We start from the raw sequence: 18,990 nt of genomic DNA on the forward strand, positions 1-18,990 counted from the left end.
AACTATTCCCCCTTTTTATTAATAAATAATGTTCCTATTTCCTCACCTTGGATTATGTCAATAAGTATACTTGGATCTTTTCCATTTGCAAGAACCATACCTACTCCAGCATCTATCGCCACTTTTGCTGCATCAAGCTTGGTTTTCATTCCACCAGTACCTTGGGCTGAACCAGCTCCACCTGCACACTCCTCAAGTTCTGGAGTTATTTCATATATTTCTTTTAGCATTTTAGAATCTTTATTAACCCTAGGATCCGAATCATAAAATCCATCTATATCAGATAATATTATTAGTAAATCTGCATTAACTAACTTAGCTACTATAGCAGAAAGATTATCGTTATCCCCGAAATTAAGCATGTTTCTTATCTCATCAATAGATACAGTATCATTTTCATTAACTACAGGTATAATTCCCTTTTCTAACAAGGTTTCAAAAGTATTAACTACATTACTTCTTATATGCTCATCTTCAACAACAGCTCTAGTTAATAATATTTGTCCAACTACATTACCATATTCTCCAAATAACTTACTGTAGATATGCATTAGCTCACATTGTCCTACAGCTGCTATCGCTTGCTTTTCTCTTATGGATTCTGGTCTTTCTTTTAAATTAAGCTTGCTGCATCCAACCCCAATTGCTCCTGATGATACAAGGATTATTTCTTTGTCTTGATTATTTAGATCAGATAAAACCCTTGCAAGTTTATCTATCCTTCCTAAATTAATCTTCCCGTTATCATATGTAAGTGTTGATGTACCAACTTTAACAACTATTCTTTTACTATTTTTAATTACTTTTCTCCCCCAACTCAAGCTATGATGCCCCCTTCATTTTTATATTATCTTTCGAATAAATTTTTTTCTATTATAACACACTTATTTAATATTACACATATTTATATAGGGTTTTTTATAGGAAACTTAACTTATACTTGTTTGAAAATGTCGGCTTCTGGACATTTTCAGGCATGAATAAGTTATTAGTTGAACTTAAAACCCTATATTCATAAGTTTTTTCTATTTTACTATTTAAATAACAACCATTGCTCCACCATTTACATGAATTGTTGCTCCATTAATAAATGATGCATCCTGAGATGCTAAAAATATGTATGCACCTGCAAGTTCTATAGGTTGTGCTGCCCTTCCCAATGGATTGTCAGTGCCGAATTTTTCAACTTTCTTTTCATCGAAAGATGATGGAATTAATGGGGTCCAAACTGGTCCTGGGGCTACTGCATTAACTCTTATCCCTTTACTTGATAAATTAGTTGCTAATGATCTTGTTAATGTTGTTAATGCCCCTTTTGTACTTGAGTAGTCAATTAATGTTTCATGCCCATTATATGCAGTAATTGAGGTTGTTATTATTATTGAATCCCCTTTTTTCATATGTGTAATGGCTTCTTGAATTATGAAAAATGCACCAAATACATTGGTTTCAAATGTTTTTCTTAATTGTTCTTCACTTATGTCTTCTATCTTATTTTGTGGGAATTGAACTGCTGCATTACTAACTAATATGTTTATGCTTGAAAATCTATTTATAGTTTCTGTAATTGCTGTAGTACAAAAGTCCTTTTTAGTTATGTCACCCTTAACTAAAAGGCACTCTCCTCCAATAGCTTCAATTTCACTTTTTGTTTTCAAAGCATCTTCTTCTTCATTAAAATATACAATTGATACTTTAGCTCCCTCTTTTGCAGCTGCAATTGATACAGCTCTCCCAATTCCACTGTCCCCACCTGTTATTAGCATAACTTTGTCTTTAAGCCTTCCACTACTTATACTATATCCCTGAGCTTGATATATTGGCAGTGGATTCATATCCTTTTCGATTCCTGGTTGAATCCCTTGATGCTGAGCAGGAAATTTTGTTGGGAAATTTGTTGATTCATTCATTTCAATTTACCTCCTTAAAAAAACCTAAAGTTATTATTTTCTAAAAGGAGTGTTTTTAATACACAAAAAGACGAAACTTAATAATTTCGTCTTATGACATAGACTTTAAAATATTTATTTTTCTCTTATAAATTGGAAGTTACGCATTTTAACACTTCAAATGCTTTTGGACACAATTTATTGTTTTCTACCATTTTACCTATAATCTCTAAGCACTTTTCTCGTTTCAAACCTCTTCTATATGGTCTATCCTCAGCTAATGCTTGATATATATCACAAATAGCTAAAAGTCTTTGTTCTTCACCTAATTCATTATGTTTTAATTCTCTACTGTATCCTGTTCCATCTAGCTTCTCATGGTGGCTTATAGCCCATTCTCTTATGTCATTTATACTTGTTATTGGTTTTAATACTAAATCTGTATATACAACGTGAGTTTTAACTACTTTATATTCCATATCCGTTAACGCACCATTTTTGTTAATATATTTGATTGGAACTGCTAATTTCCCTATATCATGTAATAGTCCTGCAATCTTTAATTTCATGGCTTTATTTTCATCATAGCCTTTATATTTCCCCATAGTATATGCTAATTCTGATATGCCTCTCGAATGCATTGCAGTAAAAGAACTTCTTATATCTATAATTTCAGCATATACTTCTGCAACTTGCAAGAATTCATAAGTATTAAGACTTTCTTTAATTATTGGTTTATTGCTCTCCATCCACTTATCCATGAAATCTGGATCATTTAATCCTCTCCATAATGTCTTTTTAGAAATCACTTGTATCACAGCTTTTCCAACACTTGAAGATACATATTTATCAATATCGTTAGTCAATATACTTATTATCCACTTATAATCTTCTGGGCTACATTCTATATAATTAGAATCTATAAAATCACTAATCTTTAATATTTGACTCATTAAAGGTATTTGTTCACCTGCTAACCCAAAGGGGCCAGTTCCATCATAATTTTCATGATGATACTTTACATATTCAGCTATTTTTTCAATTTTAGGTATATTACTTATGAGCCTTGCCCCTTCTAAGCAATGTTCTCTAGTTATCGATTCCTCATCATATTCCATAAATGCTACCTTTGTTAGTCCCAAGTCATGAAGATATGCTGCTATATATAGATTTTTCAAATCCTCTTCATTTAAACGCATTTCTTTTGCAATATTTAATGCTATAAATGTTGTTCCCTTTGAATGGCTTATATAGTCATCCTTATTGTTCATTTTTTTAATTCCATCAATATGCTCTCTAATAGTTGAGTTATTTGCAATTTCACTCAAACTCACTGTAATTACCAAGGACTCTATAATCTCATCTATACCTACCTTCATTTAATCACCTACCTTATGCGTATAATTATTTTACATCAAAATTCTCTGTTTTAAAACATAATATTACATTTCTATATCCATTTTTTTGTCTTTTTAATATTTATTTATAATTATATATTACTCAAATGTATATATAATACTTACATACCTACATATGGAATGCTTATTGAAAAACCAAAACCCCTATGTTAAAATTTAATTCAGACAATTACAATAAAATTACTATGGAATTATAAGGAGGGATATAAATGAATAAAGAAATTATTTCTACAAACAGCGCTCCTGGAGCTATAGGACCTTATTCTCAAGGTGTAAAAATCGGAGAATTGATATATACTTCAGGCCAAATTCCACTAAATCCTAAAACAGGTGAAATTCCAGAAACTATTCAAGAACAAACTAAGCAATCTTTAGAAAATTGTAAAGCCATACTTGAAGCTGGCGGAACTAGCTTGGATAATGTTTTTAAGACTACTGTCTTTCTTTCTGACATGAATGACTTTGTTTCTATGAACGAAGTATATGCATCATATTTTCCAAACAACCCACCTGCAAGAAGTGCAGTTCAAGTAGCTAGATTACCTAAGGATGTAAAAATAGAAATAGAGATGATAGCTATTTCTAAATAATATATACTAATATACTATAACTTAAAGATAAAAAGGGGATTTAAAATGAACTTTACTACTTCTGGCGTATGCGCTAAAGAAATCATTTTTGATATTGAAGATAATAAACTTAAGAACGTTTCTTATGTAGGTGGATGTAACGGAAATTTAAAAGGAATTGGAGTGTTAGTTGAAGGGATGGAAGTTAATGATGTAATTTCTAAACTTAAAGGTATGACTTGTAAAGATAAATCAACATCTTGTCCTGATCAATTGGCAAAAGCTCTTGAAACCTATTTAAGTTCAAAGTAATATTTAACCTCCCTTTAAAAATACGTTTAAAGGGAGGCTTTTATTTATATATAGTCATTTTTGTATTCTTTTAATTCTTTTATGAACATCTTTAAGGCCTTAGAATATATTATTCCTTCAGGCATAATATATGTAAAGTCTCTATTGTACTCTTGATCTAATTCAAAAATCTCTAGTTCACCTTCTGCTGCATCCTTTTCTACTACTAAATAAGATATTAATGTTACTCCTAATCTATTTTTAACAGCTTCCTTAACTGCATAATTGCTTCCTAGTACTATTGTATGCTTCGGTTCAATATGATTTTTCTCAAGAAACATATTTAAATACTGTTTAGTTCCAGAACCCGGCTCCCTGCTTATCCAAGTTGCATTTTCTAATGAGCCATTTTCTTCAAAGTAATTCTTAGGAACTGCTACCACAAGCCTATCCTTTGCAAATATTCCTGATTTTATATTAGTGTTATAAGTTATTAATCCCTCTACTAATCCTACATCCAACTGTAACTTACTCACCTTTTCGCATATAGACGATGTATTTTCAATAGATATCTCTAAAGCTAATTCTGGATACCTTTTATTAAATTCTCCCAAAAACCTTGGAAGGAAAAACTCACCTATAGTTAAACTTGCTCCTATCTTAAGCAAGCCAGTTACTCTTACTTGAGAATCTATAAACTCTTCTTTAGTTTTCTCTATTATATTTATGATCTTTTTAGCTCGCTCATATAATATGACTCCATCTTTAGTTATAATGATATTCTTTTGTTCTTTAGATCTCATAATTAATGTTGTATTAAAATAATTTTCTAAGTTTTTAATATGAACACTTACACTCGGTTGTGATATGGATATTTCTTTAGCTGCCTTAGTAAAATTCTTTAATTCTACTACTGCGATAAATGTTTTTAATTCTTCAATCATTATATATTCATTCCTTAATCTACTATTTCTTTTTCTAATTAAATTTTATACCAAAAAAAATAATTATGAAATTGTATTTTATATTTATAAACATTATAAAAAGTGGAGAGACTATTTTATGAGGTGATTTTTGTGTATAGTAACGTTGGAGTAAATTTAAATAAGGAATTGACATATTTGTCAAAAAGAAAAAGAATACCTAGAGCAAAACATGCTAATACTAACTACTGTTGTGAGGAAAGTTTACTAGAAACTTTAGAAAACAAATATTCTAGTGATATGGCAAACATTGTAGATTTTATTAAAGATAAGGCTAAAACTTTCAAGTCATCATTTAGCAATAATAACAACACTAACAATACTCAATCCCATATAGAATGTTGCAGTTCTAAGAGTAAAATGGATATGAAAAACATGGCATTAATGGGCATAGGAGCTTTAGCAGTAGTATATGGTATAAAAGCCTTAGCTAGACATAGATAAATAGACACAATTTTCAGAAAGTTTGTTGAATAAATCTAAGGTTTATGCTATAATATTTGCAAGAAGTAACTCTACTTCTTGCAATTCCTTACTCATTAAATACTTTAACATTGTTAATTAATTTAAAAGTTAATTATATGCCTAGCAAGATATAATCTAGGATGTAAACAGCATATATAGGGCTGATATATACCTTTAATGATTATATCTAGTAGGCAAGATTTGCTTATATCTATAAAATTTAATTATTTTATTTAAAACTACTATTGACTTATATAAGCAAGTAACCTATACTTACAAGGTAGCTTAGAGAAATCTAATGTTATTAATATCGCGGGATGGAGCAGTTGGTAGCTCGTCGGGCTCATAACCCGAAGGTCGTAGGTTCAAGTCCTGCTCCCGCAACCATAACAAAGAATCCTAATTTTAAATTAGGATTCTTTTTCTTATCTAAAAATTAATAAAATCCAGTTATTAAACTGGATTTTATCTTTATATAGTATTTAACTAAAATAAATTTACTATCATATCAAATATATCTTTTGAAGCTTTTATTTGATTTTCATTTCCTACAACAGTTATTGAATTGTCTTTTATTGCTTCCTCTATAACTTTATAATAGTCTTTTATTTGTTGTTCACTTGTCTTTAGTATTTCTTCTCTTTCTTTATTTAATTCTTCATAAGTTACTCCTGCAAAGTAATCTGATACAGCTTTATCTGCCTTAGAATCTGGATTTGATGGAATATCAAGCTTACTTATCGTTCCTATAATATATTTCACCATATCTTCATCAGTTGCATTGAAAGATTTCAAATATTCTACAGTTTTCCTATATGCGTCAAAAGTCTTCTCAATATTAGGATCCCTATAGGAGCTAAAATATATAAATCCATCCTTACTTAAGTTTATTCTTACTCCATAAGCTCCGCCTTCAACTCTAACTTTGTTCCATAGATAATCAAAGTTAAGTATAGTGTTTAGTACCCTCATAGAACCTGAATAAGAAAATCCTTTATCTAAATAACTTCCACCAAGAACAACATAATTTACATTACTTTGAGTTAATAATCCTTCATTTAACTTCTTAAGTGGATACTCGTAATCTTTTAGGTAAACACCTTCTTTATTCAACCCATCTATTAGTATATCTATATTTTCCTCTAATAATGATAACTTACCTTCTTCTTCTGTAAATGAAATAGTTAAATTATTTATGTTGAATATTTTTCTAGATACACTCTCTAGTTTTTCTTTAACTTCCTTTGGATTTTCTTCTAATGCCTTTTGTATATCACATAGAAAATTATATAACCCAAGTCCGCCTATAAGATCTTCAAAATATCCTCTCTTTGAAATATAACCTATAGCTCTTAAAGCACCAATTACATTTCCTGAAGCTACCATTGCCATTTGGTATCTAGATCTTAAATCTCTAACTATTTGTAATATTCTATTTGTATCTTCAAAAGAAGTTTCAATAGCCACTTCTCTCATTAACTTAACTAATTCACCAACTTTTGAACTTAGGGCTTTACCTGCCATAGTGAATACAGGTGTGAAGTCCTCCATATTTCCTTTTTTATAAAAACTTCTTGTAGAATAAGATAGCCCACCTGTACTCATATTTATATCATTGGTTAATTCCTCATAAGTTTTTGTCTTAGTATTTATCTTTCCTAAAAGGAATGATAATAAAGCCATGTATTGAGCATCTTCTTTTTCTATAGTTCTTCCATCGAATATCAATTTAACGTAAGAAATTTCATTAGTAAACATAGGAGTAAATAAAGTCTTAAGCCCCTTAACATCTACTTCCTTTAGTTCAATGTTTTCTACTTTCTTAGGTATATCTTCAATGGCTAGTTTAGGAATTGTATCTTGCTGCTCCTTAGTATCTGGAGTTAATTGTCTCTTGTTCAGTTTTTCTGCTTCGTCCTTTATCCTTTGAAGTTCATCCGATGACAATGTTTCTTTTATCTTTTTAAGCTTTGCCTTTAAGTCCTTTTCTTTCTTCTCAGTCAATCCTTTTTCTGGAGTCATTACTATAATCGATTTATGAGTGTTATTTAATATATAATCTTCGATTAGTTTCTCAAGATATCCATTAGCTGCTTTTTTTCTAATATCATCAATTGTTTCTGAGTTTTCTAGATTCAGAAAAGCTTCTCCACCATATAACATACTTTCTAATATTCTTATGGCATAAATTAATCCTTTTGGATAACCTCCAAAATTAGCTTCTCTGATTTCAAATTCTTTTCTATTAATAGCTCCAGTGATGAAGTTCTCACTTATTCCATTCTTGCATATATCTTTAAGAATTTCTTCAATCTTAGATATTATTTCTCTTTCATTTTCTTGATCAGTATTTTTGATAGTTATATTTAAATAAGGTTGTTTTATTCCTCTCTCATATCTACCAGAAACTACGGTTGCCACTCCGCTATCAATTAATCTATTTTTTAATATTGCATTATTTGCAGTTAATAAGATGTACTCTAAAACCTCAAAAGATAGCCCTAATTCCTTGTCTAAGGTATCTCCTATTGAATAATTAAGAGAAATATATGTCTTTTTACTCTCATCTTCTTGTTCACTTATTCCATAAGATAGTTTTGTTTTTCTCTCTTCATTAAATGGTTCTTGAACTGTTATCTCACTATCTACCGGTGCAAAATCATAATTTTTAAGATAGTTTTCATGTATAAATTCTAGCTCTTCCTCTGTATTTCCATCTCCATATAGAAAAATTGCTCCGTTTGATGGATGGTAATACTTTTTGTGAAAATTCACAAAATAATCATATGTTAACTCAGGTATAACATCTGGATCTCCACCCGAATCCACTCCATATGTAGTATCCGGATATAATGAGGTACTTGCTTCCCTAGAAATAATTGAATCAGGGGATGAGTAAACACCCTTCATTTCGTTATATACAACACCATTTATTTTAAGTTCATCTGTTGTCTCGTCTATTTCATAATGCCAGCCTTCTTGCATAAAAATTTCTTTTTCTTTATATAAGTTTGGATGTAAAACTGCGTCTAAATACACATCCATTAAATTGAAAAAGTCTTTTTTATTTTTACTAGCTACAGGATACATTGTTTTGTCTGAAAAGGTGAGAGCATTTAAAAAAGTATTAAGACTTCCCTTTAATAATTCTACAAAAGGCTCCTTACTTGTAAACTTTTCTGATCCACACAATACAGAATGTTCTATTATGTGAGGTACTCCAGTGCTATTTTCTGGAGGTGTTTTGAAAGTAATAGCAAAAACTTTATTATCATCATCATTCATAAGTTTAATTAATTTAGCTTGTGTTTTCTCATGAGTAAAAATTAATCCAGTTGAATTTATCTCTTTTAAGTCCTTAACACTGTCTAATCTAAATCCACTTAATATAGTACCTTCTTTATAATCCATATATTTAGCATCCTCTCTATAAATCTATTGATTTATTTATATTATACGTATTAAATTAAATTTTAAAATTACTTTCTTACAAAGTCTAGTAATTTTTTTGAATTATTTTAATAAAAAATCGTCAAGGCGAGATTACTAAATAGCAAAAAAGTCATGTAAGATGTTTTTACACACTCACATGACTTATAAATATTACTATGTTATTTTTTTGAATTAGCTATTTCTATGTTAACTTTTCTTCCTCTAACTCTTTTTCCAATAGAATTTTTCATTATGTGTCTAACAGCATCTTCTGATGCATCTATAAATGTGTATTTATCAAAGATATCAATATCTCCTATATCTTCTTTTCTAAATCTTGCACCTTCACTTAAGAATGCTAATAGACTCTTCGGATTCATTCCATCTTTTCTTCCCAAGTTGATAAATAGTCTCTCATATCCACCACCTGATTTTACTGATATAGAGTTCTCAGAAGAATCATAAGAAACCTCTTTGCTGTATATCATATTCATTAATGCTGCCGCAACATCAACTAAATCAAATTCAGCATCTATTTGTTCTGCTAAAGGTATAAACTTACTGAAATCTTCTCCTTCAATAGTTTCCTTTATCTTTGTATATATTGTGTTATATTTTGCTTCAAATATATCATCAATTGTAGGTATTTCTTTTCTCTTAATTTTACCTTTTGTAGCTCTCTCTATTTGCTTTAATGCTCTATACTCTCTTGGAGTAACTAAAGTATATGCTACACCTTCTCTGTTAGCTCTACCTGTTCTTCCTATTCTGTGTACATATGACTCTGTATCTTGTGGAAGATCATAGTTTATAACATGAGTAACATTCTCAACGTCAATACCTCTTGCTGCTACATCTGTAGCTACTAAGAATTCTAAATGTCCTTCTTTAAACTTTCTAAGAGTATTCATTCTGTGGTTTTGTGTTAAATCACCATGCATACCTTCAACACTATATCCTCTTGCTTGCATAGATGAAACTAATTCATCTACTCCTTTTTTAGTCTTACAGAATATAATTGCTGCTGTAGGAGAATCTACATCAAGAATTCTACATAATGACTCTACTCTGTCAGAATGTTTTACTTCATAATAATATTGACTAACTGTAGAAACTGTCATCTCATTTTTTATTATAGAAATATGTTGTGCATCATCTTTCATATAGTTTTTAGCTAATTTTTTAATTTCAGCTGGCATTGTAGCTGAGAATAATAGTGTTTGTCTTTCAGGATTTGTTCCTTTAAGAATCTCTTCTATATCATCAATAAATCCCATGTTAAGCATTTCGTCCGCTTCATCCATTACTAAGAACTCAATGTTTCTTAGGTTTATTACATTTCTTCTCATTAAGTCTAAAACTCTACCTGGTGTACCAACTATTATGTCAATTCCTCTGTTAAGTGCTTTTATTTGTCTATCAATTGATTGACCACCATAAACAGGTAATATTCTTGCTCTTGTATGTTTAGCTATTCTTACTAATTCTTCATTTACTTGAATGGCTAATTCTCTAGTAGGTGCTAATACTAAACATTTAGTATTTTTATTGCCAAAGGTAATATTGTTAAGTACTGGAGCACCAAATGCTAAAGTCTTTCCTGTACCTGTTTGCGCTTGACCTATTACATCAAATCCTTGTAATAAAACCGGTATTACTTTCTCTTGTATCTTTGAAGGTTCTTCAAAGCCCATATCATCTATAGCCTTTAATATATCTTCATTTAATCCTAGTTCTTTAAAGTTCATTTCACTCATTAATTTTCCATCCTTCTTCTTTATGTTGATTGTATATATATAATATAAACAATCCTCTACATTTTTATTAATATATTGTTTACACTCAATAAAAAGCCCTATAAGAGTACTTCTTATAGGGCTAAAAATTACTATCTTCTGAAGTTTCTATTGTTGTTGCTTTGAGCTTTTCTAGCTTTTCTGCACTCTGGACATCTTACTGGATCATTTTCAAATCCTTTTTCTTTGTAGAATTCTTGTTCTCCTTCAGTGAAGATGAATTCCTTTCCACAGTCCTTACATAAAATAGTCTTATCAGCCATTTCAAATTCCTCCTTTTAATATCAAGATCTTAAACACATCTACATCCTGTTCTTAAAAGAAGAAATGATGAATAAGTATTTAAATCTTTTATTTACCTTGGCTATTATATTTTAGCATGATGAAGGATTTTATGCAACCATTAAAAGCGCACTTACTTCATCACTGTTCACTATTATTATATTCATATTATTTCTTTTTATTCACTTATCCCATATTTTTCTTTTTAATCTACAATTTCATATTTTTCCCTTAATTGTATTGAAAGTTCCTTAATAATCATAACAATTATTATAACTTTAATTATTCTTAATTAAAAAATTCCATTATATTCTAGTCAAGCCTTGATTTTCCGTCAAATTTGACAAGCTACTGAAAAACCGCTATCATTTTCATATAGCATAGCAAAAGGAGGAGATTTTCATTAGCATTAAAGAAAAGGCCCTTTTAAAGATTAAGGCTCTAATGAATATTAACAAAAAAACTGTAGCTATACTAGCATCTTTACTATTAATTATAATTTTAGTCGTACTAATACATTCAAAACAAAAGAATATTACTTTAGTTGTGGGGAATGAAAGCAAAACCATAACTACTTACGAAAATACAGTTGAAAAAGTCCTAGATGATGAAGGCATCACTTTAGGAAAAAAAGATAGAGTTGAGCCCGCTCTCGATTCAAAGCTTCAGAAAACAGATAAAATAACCGTTATAAGAGCTATGAACTTAATTGTAACAGTTGATGGCAAGGATATTTCTGTTCTTTCTGCTGAGGATGACATATCTAAAATGCTTGAATCAGAAGGAATCTCTCTAAGAGAAGATGATAAAGTACAACCAGAAAAAACATCTGAACTATCAGACGGAATGAAGATAAAAATAACACGTGTAGATTCAAAAACTATAACTGAAACTGTAGCAACAGATTACACAACAATTGTTAAGTCAGATAATAACTTGCTAAGCATCTTCAGAAAAACCACTCAACCAGGAGTAAAAGGTAAAAAAGAAGTTACCTATAAGGTTTTATATGAGGATGGTAAAGAAATATCTAGAGAAGCAATTAGTGATAAAGTTATTGCTGAACCAGTAAACGAAGTTGTTGTTCAAGGTACACAAAGTGCCGTAGCTGTTTCTAGAGGTGGAGAACCTATGTCCTTCTCCAAGAGAATTTATTGTAGGACAACAGCCTATTGGGCAGTTAACGGAGTTGGAAACACTTATACAGCTAGTGGGAGATTGGCTGTAAGAAATAGTGAGGGTTATAGTACAGTAGCAGTAGATCCATCTGTTATACCTTTTGGTACAAAACTATATATCCCTGGGTATGGATTTGCAACTGCTGCAGACTCTGGTTCTGGTGTTAAGGGAAATACCATAGATGTTTTCTTTAATTCAAAGGGTGAAGCTCTAAATTGGGCCGTGAAAAACATCTATGTATATATCTTAAATTAGTTGAACAGAGTGTATGAAAAAAAGATAGCTTATTAAGCTATCTTTTTTTCATGTTTATTATTCTAAAAATTAAAACTTAAAAGCTAAAACACTTACTCCATAAACTAATACTCTTACTCCATTTATTATAAGAAAATTCTTTACTGACAATATAAAAGTTTTGCTTTTTACATGTTCCCCCTCAAAAGTCCCTATATTCCTATTAACTATAATAAAAGTGAGCAATGACAATATAGAAAGCACAGGTTCAACTCTCATAATAATTAATACTAATAAATCTATATATGCTATATAGTAAATCCACTTAAAAATCTTTAAAGCTAACTTATTCCCAACGTAAACTGGTAAGGTATATCTTCTATTTTCTATATCATCTTCTCTATCACAAATATTATTAGCTAACATAATATTTGCAATACCAGATATGGTAGGTATGGATAATAAGATTATTATTATGATTTCCTTAAAATTAAAGGCTATATTGATATTTGTTTCTAATACAACTATGTTAATTATGTTTTTATCTATAATATGTATATAAATTGCAATAAATAGTATTATCCCACCCATAAAGATTCCTGATAGAAGTTCCCCTAAGGGAGTTCTTGATATTGGGATTGGTCCAAAAGAATAAATTATCCCAATAAAAAAAGAAAGTGCTCCTAAAAGTAGAATAATTACATTTGTTCTTAAATACAAGATCACACCAAATCCCATTGCTATAACAAGTAAAGTTCCTATTACAGAAACTACCTGACTTTCTTTTATATTATATCTTACAATTGCATTATGCTCTTCATAACCATACCCATGTTTTTTAATAGCTCTTTTATAGTCTATATAGTTATTTATTACAGTAGTTGCCATGTCTATGCATAACAAAGAAACAAACATTACTATGAAGTTTATTATATTAAAACTGTTATATCTATATATTGCTATAAGCGATCCTAATAAAAAAGGTACTACACTTGCTACCTTTGTCTGTATTTCTGCTAACTTAAAAAAGCTTTTAATATTCATTTGTTATCTTCACTCCATTTCTTATTAATTATAAAATATAGAAATTGTATTTTTCAAATCAAATTTTACCATAATAATTATTTTAGTATTGTTGATATAGAAACAAAAGTTTACTATAATATTGTTATTACACTAGCGGATGGGAGGATACAGGTCATGAACAAAGAAGAACAGGTCAAAATTAATTTCAGGAATTTATTTAACAAAATGACTTGGCTTAACAAACTTAAGATGGAAGACCATTTTAAGGGCTTTAATTCTTCTGAAGTACACTGTATCGAATTTATCGGAAGAAATGCAGATTCCAACGTGACAAAACTTGCAGAGTCCTTTTATATGACTAGGGGAGCTATAAGCAAGATGACCAAGAAACTCATTCAAAAGGGTGTTATTGAAAGCTATCAGAAACCAGACAATAAGAAAGAAATTTATTTCAGCCTTACTGAACAAGGACAAGAGATTTATAATGTCCATGAAAAACTTCACAGAGAGTTTCAAGAGCGTGATAAAGTCGTATTTGAACATGTAACTGAAGAGCAGCTTGACAGTATGCTTAGATTCATGGAAACCTATAGTAATCATTTGGATGAAGAAATTAAAAAACAAGGTATAGATATTAAGTCAGAATAAGTTTGAACAATAAGAATACAAGCAGCCTAACTCTATTGAGATGGGCTGCATTTTTATTTAACTTATTTTGTTGACAAGGAAACAAAATGGTGATATCATGATTTTGTTGACAAGGAAACAATTTTAATTCTGAGAGGAGAATATAAATGTCTAAATTTAAATCATATAATGAACAAAACACTGAGCAAATCATGGATAGAAAGGCTTTAGTCTTTGGTCTTATGTCAGTTTTTCTTTGTGGAATAGGGTTTAGTATTATAAACCCTGTGGTACCATTCTTAGTACAACCTTATATAAGCAATCCTGCAGATCAAGCTATTGTCGTTACATTACTAATGTCTGTTTATGCAGTTTGTGTATTTTTTTCAGCTCCTGGGCTTGGAGCCTTAAGCGATAGATACGGCCGTCGTCCAGTGCTCTTAGTATGTCTTTTAGGTTCAGCAATCGGGTACTTAGTTTTTGGTATAGGCGGAGCTCTATGGGTGCTATTTGCTGGTCGCATAATAGATGGTGTAACAGGTGGAACCATTAGTACAATATTTGCATACTTTGCAGACATCACCCCTAGAGAACAGCGAACTAAATACTTTGGGTGGGTGAGTGCGGTTGTAGGTGTTGGTGCTGTTATGGGCCCTACCCTAGGTGGATTACTTGCCAAGTTTGGTTATTCTGTACCTATGTACTTTGGAGCAATAATAACTTTACTTAATGTTATTTATGGATTGTTTTTTATGCCTGAGAGCCTTGACAAGAATAATAGACTTGAAAACATTGACCTTGTAAGACTAAATCCATTCTCACAACTTTTAGGCGTACTTTCTATAAAAAGCTTAAAAAGGCTACTTATCTCAGCATTTTTACTTTGGATACCTAGTGGATCTTTACAGGCTATTTTCACACAGTTTACAATAGATACTTTCAATTGGAAACCTGTGCTAATTGGTCTTGTATTTTCAATAATGGGTGTGCAAGACATCATTTCACAAGGCTTAATAATGCCAAAACTTTTGAAAAAACTGAGTGATGTACAAATTGCAGTTCTTGGCATGATTTCGGAAGTTATAGGCTACGGACTTATTGCCTCATCGGCTTTGTTCTCCTTCTATCCTCTTCTTATAGCTGGAATGTTTATATTTGGATTTGGTGACTCCATCTACGGACCTTCATTCAACGGCATGGTGTCCAAGTCTGTGGATTCCAGTGAACAGGGAAGAGTTCAAGGAGGAAGTCAATCTATCCAATCTCTAGCAAGAATACTCGGTCCTGTCATTGGTGGTCAAATCTATGTATCCCTTGGACATACTGCACCCGCTTTTATGGGCATGCTCCTTATAGCTGTAGCAATACCAATCTTATATAAAGTGACTCATGTAAATATTTAAAATTATCTATTTTAACATATAATAATAGGGTTTCAGAACTTATGGACAAGTTCTGAAACCCTATTTATCTATACCACACTTCTTTATATACTATATTGAAAATCATTAAAACCATATAACTGTTAAAGAAAAGTGTTGATAGGATATTTAGCTATTACCAAGAAAACTCTTAGTACGTTCATTTTTAGGATTATTAAATATCTCTTCTACAGTTCCCTCTTCAATAATATCTCCATTTTCCATAAAAAGAACTCTATCTGAAACTCTCTTTGCAAATCCCATATCATGTGTAATTATTAATACTCCCATTCCAGTTTTAGCTAATCCTTCAATCGCTGTTGCTATTCCTTCAGTTAACTCCGGATCTAAAGCTGAAGTAGGTTCATCAAAACACATTATTTTAGGGTTTAATGCACAAGCTCTTGCTATAGCCACCCTTTGCTTTTGTCCACCTGAAAGTTCAAATGGATAAGAATCTTCCTTATCTTCTAATCCCACTTGTTTAAGCAAGTCTCTAGCTTTTCCCTTTGCTTCTTCCTTTGGAACTTTATACACATTCACAGGTGCTTCTATTATATTCTCTATAACAGACATATGAGGAAATAAATTAAAGTTTTGAAATACTAATCCTAAGCTTCTTCTAACATTTTTCATTTCTTCCCCAGATGAATATACTATTTTTCTATCTTCACTCTTAAATAAGAAGCTTCCATCTACTTCTATACTTCCTCCATCAGCTTTTTCAAGCCCATTTATACATCTTAAAACTGTAGTTTTTCCTGCACCAGATTGCCCTAATAGTGCAACAATCTCTCCTTGCTTAACTTCGAAACTTACATTATTAAGAACCTTTTTTCCCTTGAAGGATTTATTTAATTCTTTTACTATTAAACTCATAACTTATCCTCCTATGAATAATAAGAATATTTCTTCTCTAAGCTTTGGAAAACCTTAGTAAGAATTGCTGTTAGCAATAAATAAAATACTGCTACTACAACTAAAGGTATCAGCGAAGCGTCCCTATTAGATGCTATTTTAGCAAATCTCAATAATTCATCCAAGCCTACAACATATACTAATGCTGTATCCTTAACTAAAGTAATTACTTCATTTGAAACTGGAGGTAATACTCTTTTAATCATCTGAGGTAGTACTATTCTAAAGAATGTTTGTGAATTCGACATGCCTAAAACTTCTGAAGCCTCATATTGCCCTTTATCAATCGACTCTATTCCTGCTCTAAATATTTCTCCAAAATAAGCTCCATAATTTAAAACAAAGGCTAATATTGCTGCTGGGAATCTATCTAAAGTTACACCTATAATTGGTAGTCCAAAGAATATAAATATTATTTGCAAAAGTAGAGGAGTACCTCTCATAATCCATATATATCCTTGAGCTAGGGTATTTATTATTTTTATTTTCGATAATCTCCCAAGTGCAACTATTACTCCCAATGGTAATGAAAGAGCCAAAGTCACTGCAAATATTTTTAATGTTTCTAAAAGCCCTTCCATTAATGAAGGTAATAAGCTTGTCACATAATTCATGTTAAATTCACTCCTGTATTACTTATTTAAGGATTATTTCACTATATCCTTACCAAACCATTTTTCTGAAATCTTCTTTGAAGTTCCATCAGCTTTTAATTCATCTATAGCCTTTTGTACTGCTGATAAGAATTCTTTATCATCTTTTCTAAAGCCAATACCATACTCTTCAGTTCCAAAGTTTTCGTCTAAAACTTTATATTTAGATTCCCCTCTTTGATTTGTATAATATCTTATTAATATTTCATCTCCAACAACTGCATCTACTCTTCCAGCTTCTAAATCCATTAATGCATCATTATTAGATTCAAAAGTTACAAGTTTTCCACCCTTAAATGTTTTAACTAAATCAGCTTCCTTCTCAACTGCATCAACTGCACTTGACCCATTTTGAGCTGCTACATTTTTGCCGCTTAAGTCTGCTTTAGTTTTGATAGGTGAATTTGCAAGTGTTATAATAACTTGCTTATTTTCTAAATATGGTTTAGAAAAAGCAACCTTTTCTTTTCTTTCATCTGTTATAGAATATCCATTCCATATCACATCAATTTTTCCGCCATTAAGTTCACTTTCTTTCATTGACCAATCTATAGGTTGAAATTTAACTTTTACTCCTAGTTTTTCCCCAACTGCGTTAGCTAAATCAACGTCGAACCCATTTATGTCCCCGTTATCATCTTTAAATCCCATTGGTACAAATGTATCGTCTAATCCTACTACCATTTGACCCTTATCTTTTATTTTTGCTAAATCAGTCTTATCTGACTTCTTTCCACAAGCTATAAATGTTGTAGCTAACATAGCTAAACTTAATACCACTGCAATTTTCTTTTTCATATATTTGTCCCCCTTAAATATCACTTTATTACTTTATCATTCTAAAGCATTAAAGGGGACATGTCAATATATTTTTGTAATATAATATTAATTAATATAAACTATTTTATATAACATTTTTAGGAGGTGCCTTATGGAAATTAAGATTTTAACTTTAGACTATTTAGATGCTTTTATAAATTTAGATTATACAACCTTCAATAGAGATGTCCCTAGATCAAAGGAAATGGGTTTATCAATGCTTAGAGATTGTAAAGATGGAGCTTTCATGGCCCTAGAGAACAACAACCTATTAGGATTTGTTTTTTGTAGAGTTTTAGGTGACACAGGATATATTGGGCCACTAGGAGTTGCTAATAATCTATATGGAAAAGGAATTGGTTCAAAACTTCTAGATAAAGCTATGGAATATCTTAAAAATAAAAATTGTAAATTAATTGGGCTTGAGGCTCTCGCTGACAATCCTTCTGCATTATCTCTGTATATAAAAAAAGGTTTTACTCTAACTCTTCCTACATTAGTACTAAGAACCCCTGATACTTTATCCAAATCAGGATTAACTGTAAACTCTCTGAAAAATAATTCTTCAGATTTTAATGAAGTAATTAGTAAAATCTCTGCTCTAACCCAAAAAGAAAGCTATGATTTTACTTGTGAAATTCAAAATTCTTTAAATAATGGGGGATATCTATACTACTACCAAGATGGAGATAAGGTATTAGGGTTTATAACTTATAACAAAAATCAACTAGGAGATATGTGGGGATTAGTTGATAATTGTGATAATAAGAATGAAATTTTTATTTCTCTCATAAATAGTTTAATGGGTATACTCCCACCTAATGGAGTAACTTTTAGAGTTAATAGCAAATATAAAGATTTTATTACCTTTTTAGTAAACAACCGATTTGAACTAGTGCGTGGAAATATACGCTTTGTACTAAAAGATTATGAAGGCTATAGCAATGAAAGTAGTAATAGATTCCTACTTAGAGGATGGATAGTATAA

The 18,990-nt window shown here is 30.6% G+C and carries 18 protein-coding genes and 1 tRNA gene; 8 read left to right on the top strand and 11 right to left on the bottom strand.

Features of this window, described 5'->3' with window-relative positions; translation table 11 throughout:
* Nucleotides 1-2 precede the first annotated feature (2 nt).
* The 3 genes from proB to PTZ02_RS12915 all read right to left on the bottom strand — a co-directional run bounded on the left by proB (nucleotide 3) and on the right by PTZ02_RS12915 (nucleotide 3,268).
* Nucleotides 3-821, bottom strand: a complete 819-nt coding sequence (proB, locus tag PTZ02_RS12905; RefSeq protein WP_274228217.1) for a glutamate 5-kinase — start codon at nucleotides 819-821, stop codon at nucleotides 3-5.
* Nucleotides 822-1,037: 216 nt separating this feature from the next.
* Nucleotides 1,038-1,910, bottom strand: a complete 873-nt coding sequence (locus PTZ02_RS12910) for an SDR family oxidoreductase (RefSeq protein ID WP_274228218.1) — start codon at nucleotides 1,908-1,910, stop codon at nucleotides 1,038-1,040.
* Nucleotides 1,911-2,035: 125 nt separating this feature from the next.
* A complete protein-coding gene (locus PTZ02_RS12915) occupies nucleotides 2,036-3,268 on the bottom strand; it encodes an HD-GYP domain-containing protein (RefSeq protein ID WP_274228219.1) in 1,233 nt (410 codons plus the stop codon).
* 248 nt (nucleotides 3,269-3,516) lie between these two features.
* Here PTZ02_RS12915 and PTZ02_RS12920 point away from each other — a divergent pair, with 248 nt between their 5' ends.
* Both PTZ02_RS12920 and PTZ02_RS12925 read left to right on the top strand, forming a co-directional pair.
* Nucleotides 3,517-3,897 (top strand): RidA family protein, encoded by a 381-nt coding sequence (locus PTZ02_RS12920; RefSeq protein WP_274228220.1) that lies wholly within the window; start codon nucleotides 3,517-3,519, stop codon nucleotides 3,895-3,897.
* 45 nt (nucleotides 3,898-3,942) lie between these two features.
* Nucleotides 3,943-4,188, top strand: a complete 246-nt coding sequence (locus tag PTZ02_RS12925) for a TIGR03905 family TSCPD domain-containing protein (protein WP_202766749.1) — start codon at nucleotides 3,943-3,945, stop codon at nucleotides 4,186-4,188.
* A gap of 44 nt (nucleotides 4,189-4,232) precedes the next feature.
* Here PTZ02_RS12925 and PTZ02_RS12930 read toward each other — a convergent pair whose 3' ends face one another.
* Nucleotides 4,233-5,111: a LysR substrate-binding domain-containing protein gene (locus PTZ02_RS12930; protein WP_274228221.1), complete on the bottom strand. Its 879-nt coding sequence runs from the start codon at nucleotides 5,109-5,111 to the stop codon at nucleotides 4,233-4,235.
* A gap of 132 nt (nucleotides 5,112-5,243) precedes the next feature.
* On the opposite strand from PTZ02_RS12930, the gene PTZ02_RS12935 reads away from it, so the two are divergent.
* Both PTZ02_RS12935 and PTZ02_RS12940 read left to right on the top strand, forming a co-directional pair.
* Nucleotides 5,244-5,594: a hypothetical protein gene (locus tag PTZ02_RS12935; RefSeq protein ID WP_274228222.1), complete on the top strand. Its 351-nt coding sequence runs from the start codon at nucleotides 5,244-5,246 to the stop codon at nucleotides 5,592-5,594.
* A 332-nt stretch (nucleotides 5,595-5,926) separates the two neighbouring features.
* Nucleotides 5,927-6,002 (top strand) — tRNA-Met (locus PTZ02_RS12940).
* Nucleotides 6,003-6,101: 99 nt separating this feature from the next.
* Here the strand turns inward: PTZ02_RS12940 and PTZ02_RS12945 are convergent.
* The 3 genes from PTZ02_RS12945 to PTZ02_RS12955 all read right to left on the bottom strand — a co-directional run bounded on the left by PTZ02_RS12945 (nucleotide 6,102) and on the right by PTZ02_RS12955 (nucleotide 11,106).
* Complete coding sequence (locus PTZ02_RS12945) at nucleotides 6,102-9,026, bottom strand: insulinase family protein (protein WP_274228223.1); 2,925 nt, start codon at nucleotides 9,024-9,026, stop codon at nucleotides 6,102-6,104.
* A gap of 200 nt (nucleotides 9,027-9,226) precedes the next feature.
* The gene (locus tag PTZ02_RS12950) at nucleotides 9,227-10,804 is read right to left on the bottom strand and encodes a DEAD/DEAH box helicase (protein ID WP_274228224.1); all 1,578 of its coding nucleotides are present in this window, start codon (nucleotides 10,802-10,804) and stop codon (nucleotides 9,227-9,229) included.
* A gap of 131 nt (nucleotides 10,805-10,935) precedes the next feature.
* Complete coding sequence (locus PTZ02_RS12955) at nucleotides 10,936-11,106, bottom strand: zinc-ribbon domain-containing protein (protein WP_202766744.1); 171 nt, start codon at nucleotides 11,104-11,106, stop codon at nucleotides 10,936-10,938.
* A gap of 463 nt (nucleotides 11,107-11,569) precedes the next feature.
* On the opposite strand from PTZ02_RS12955, the gene PTZ02_RS12960 reads away from it, so the two are divergent.
* Nucleotides 11,570-12,559, top strand: a complete 990-nt coding sequence (locus tag PTZ02_RS12960; RefSeq protein WP_274228225.1) for a ubiquitin-like domain-containing protein — start codon at nucleotides 11,570-11,572, stop codon at nucleotides 12,557-12,559.
* Nucleotides 12,560-12,628: 69 nt separating this feature from the next.
* On the opposite strand, the gene PTZ02_RS12965 is transcribed toward PTZ02_RS12960, so the two are convergent.
* Nucleotides 12,629-13,582 (bottom strand): 1,4-dihydroxy-2-naphthoate polyprenyltransferase, encoded by a 954-nt coding sequence (locus tag PTZ02_RS12965; protein ID WP_274228226.1) that lies wholly within the window; start codon nucleotides 13,580-13,582, stop codon nucleotides 12,629-12,631.
* A 156-nt stretch (nucleotides 13,583-13,738) separates the two neighbouring features.
* Here PTZ02_RS12965 and PTZ02_RS12970 point away from each other — a divergent pair, with 156 nt between their 5' ends.
* Together PTZ02_RS12970 and PTZ02_RS12975 are read left to right on the top strand one after the other, a co-directional pair.
* On the top strand, nucleotides 13,739-14,212 hold the full coding sequence (locus PTZ02_RS12970) for a MarR family transcriptional regulator (RefSeq protein WP_274228227.1): 474 nt from the start codon (nucleotides 13,739-13,741) through the stop codon (nucleotides 14,210-14,212).
* A gap of 146 nt (nucleotides 14,213-14,358) precedes the next feature.
* Entirely contained in the window at nucleotides 14,359-15,594 is a 1,236-nt protein-coding gene (locus PTZ02_RS12975) for an MFS transporter (protein WP_274228228.1), read from the top strand.
* A gap of 147 nt (nucleotides 15,595-15,741) precedes the next feature.
* On the opposite strand, the gene PTZ02_RS12980 is transcribed toward PTZ02_RS12975, so the two are convergent.
* The 3 genes from PTZ02_RS12980 to PTZ02_RS12990 are packed head-to-tail and all read right to left on the bottom strand — an operon-like array spanning nucleotide 15,742 to nucleotide 17,981.
* On the bottom strand, nucleotides 15,742-16,491 hold the full coding sequence (locus PTZ02_RS12980) for an amino acid ABC transporter ATP-binding protein (protein ID WP_274228229.1): 750 nt from the start codon (nucleotides 16,489-16,491) through the stop codon (nucleotides 15,742-15,744).
* Nucleotides 16,492-16,502: 11 nt separating this feature from the next.
* Nucleotides 16,503-17,144 carry an amino acid ABC transporter permease gene (locus tag PTZ02_RS12985; RefSeq protein WP_274228230.1) on the bottom strand — a complete coding sequence of 214 codons (642 nt, stop codon included), beginning with the start codon at nucleotides 17,142-17,144 and terminating at the stop codon, nucleotides 16,503-16,505.
* A gap of 33 nt (nucleotides 17,145-17,177) precedes the next feature.
* Nucleotides 17,178-17,981 carry an amino acid ABC transporter substrate-binding protein gene (locus tag PTZ02_RS12990; RefSeq protein ID WP_274228231.1) on the bottom strand — a complete coding sequence of 268 codons (804 nt, stop codon included), beginning with the start codon at nucleotides 17,979-17,981 and terminating at the stop codon, nucleotides 17,178-17,180.
* 133 nt (nucleotides 17,982-18,114) lie between these two features.
* Here PTZ02_RS12990 and PTZ02_RS12995 point away from each other — a divergent pair, with 133 nt between their 5' ends.
* Entirely contained in the window at nucleotides 18,115-18,990 is an 876-nt protein-coding gene (locus tag PTZ02_RS12995; RefSeq protein WP_274228232.1) for a GNAT family N-acetyltransferase, read from the top strand.

It is taken from the genome of Clostridium sp. 'White wine YQ' (genome assembly GCF_028728205.1).
Taxonomy (GTDB): domain Bacteria; phylum Bacillota; class Clostridia; order Clostridiales; family Clostridiaceae; genus Clostridium_T.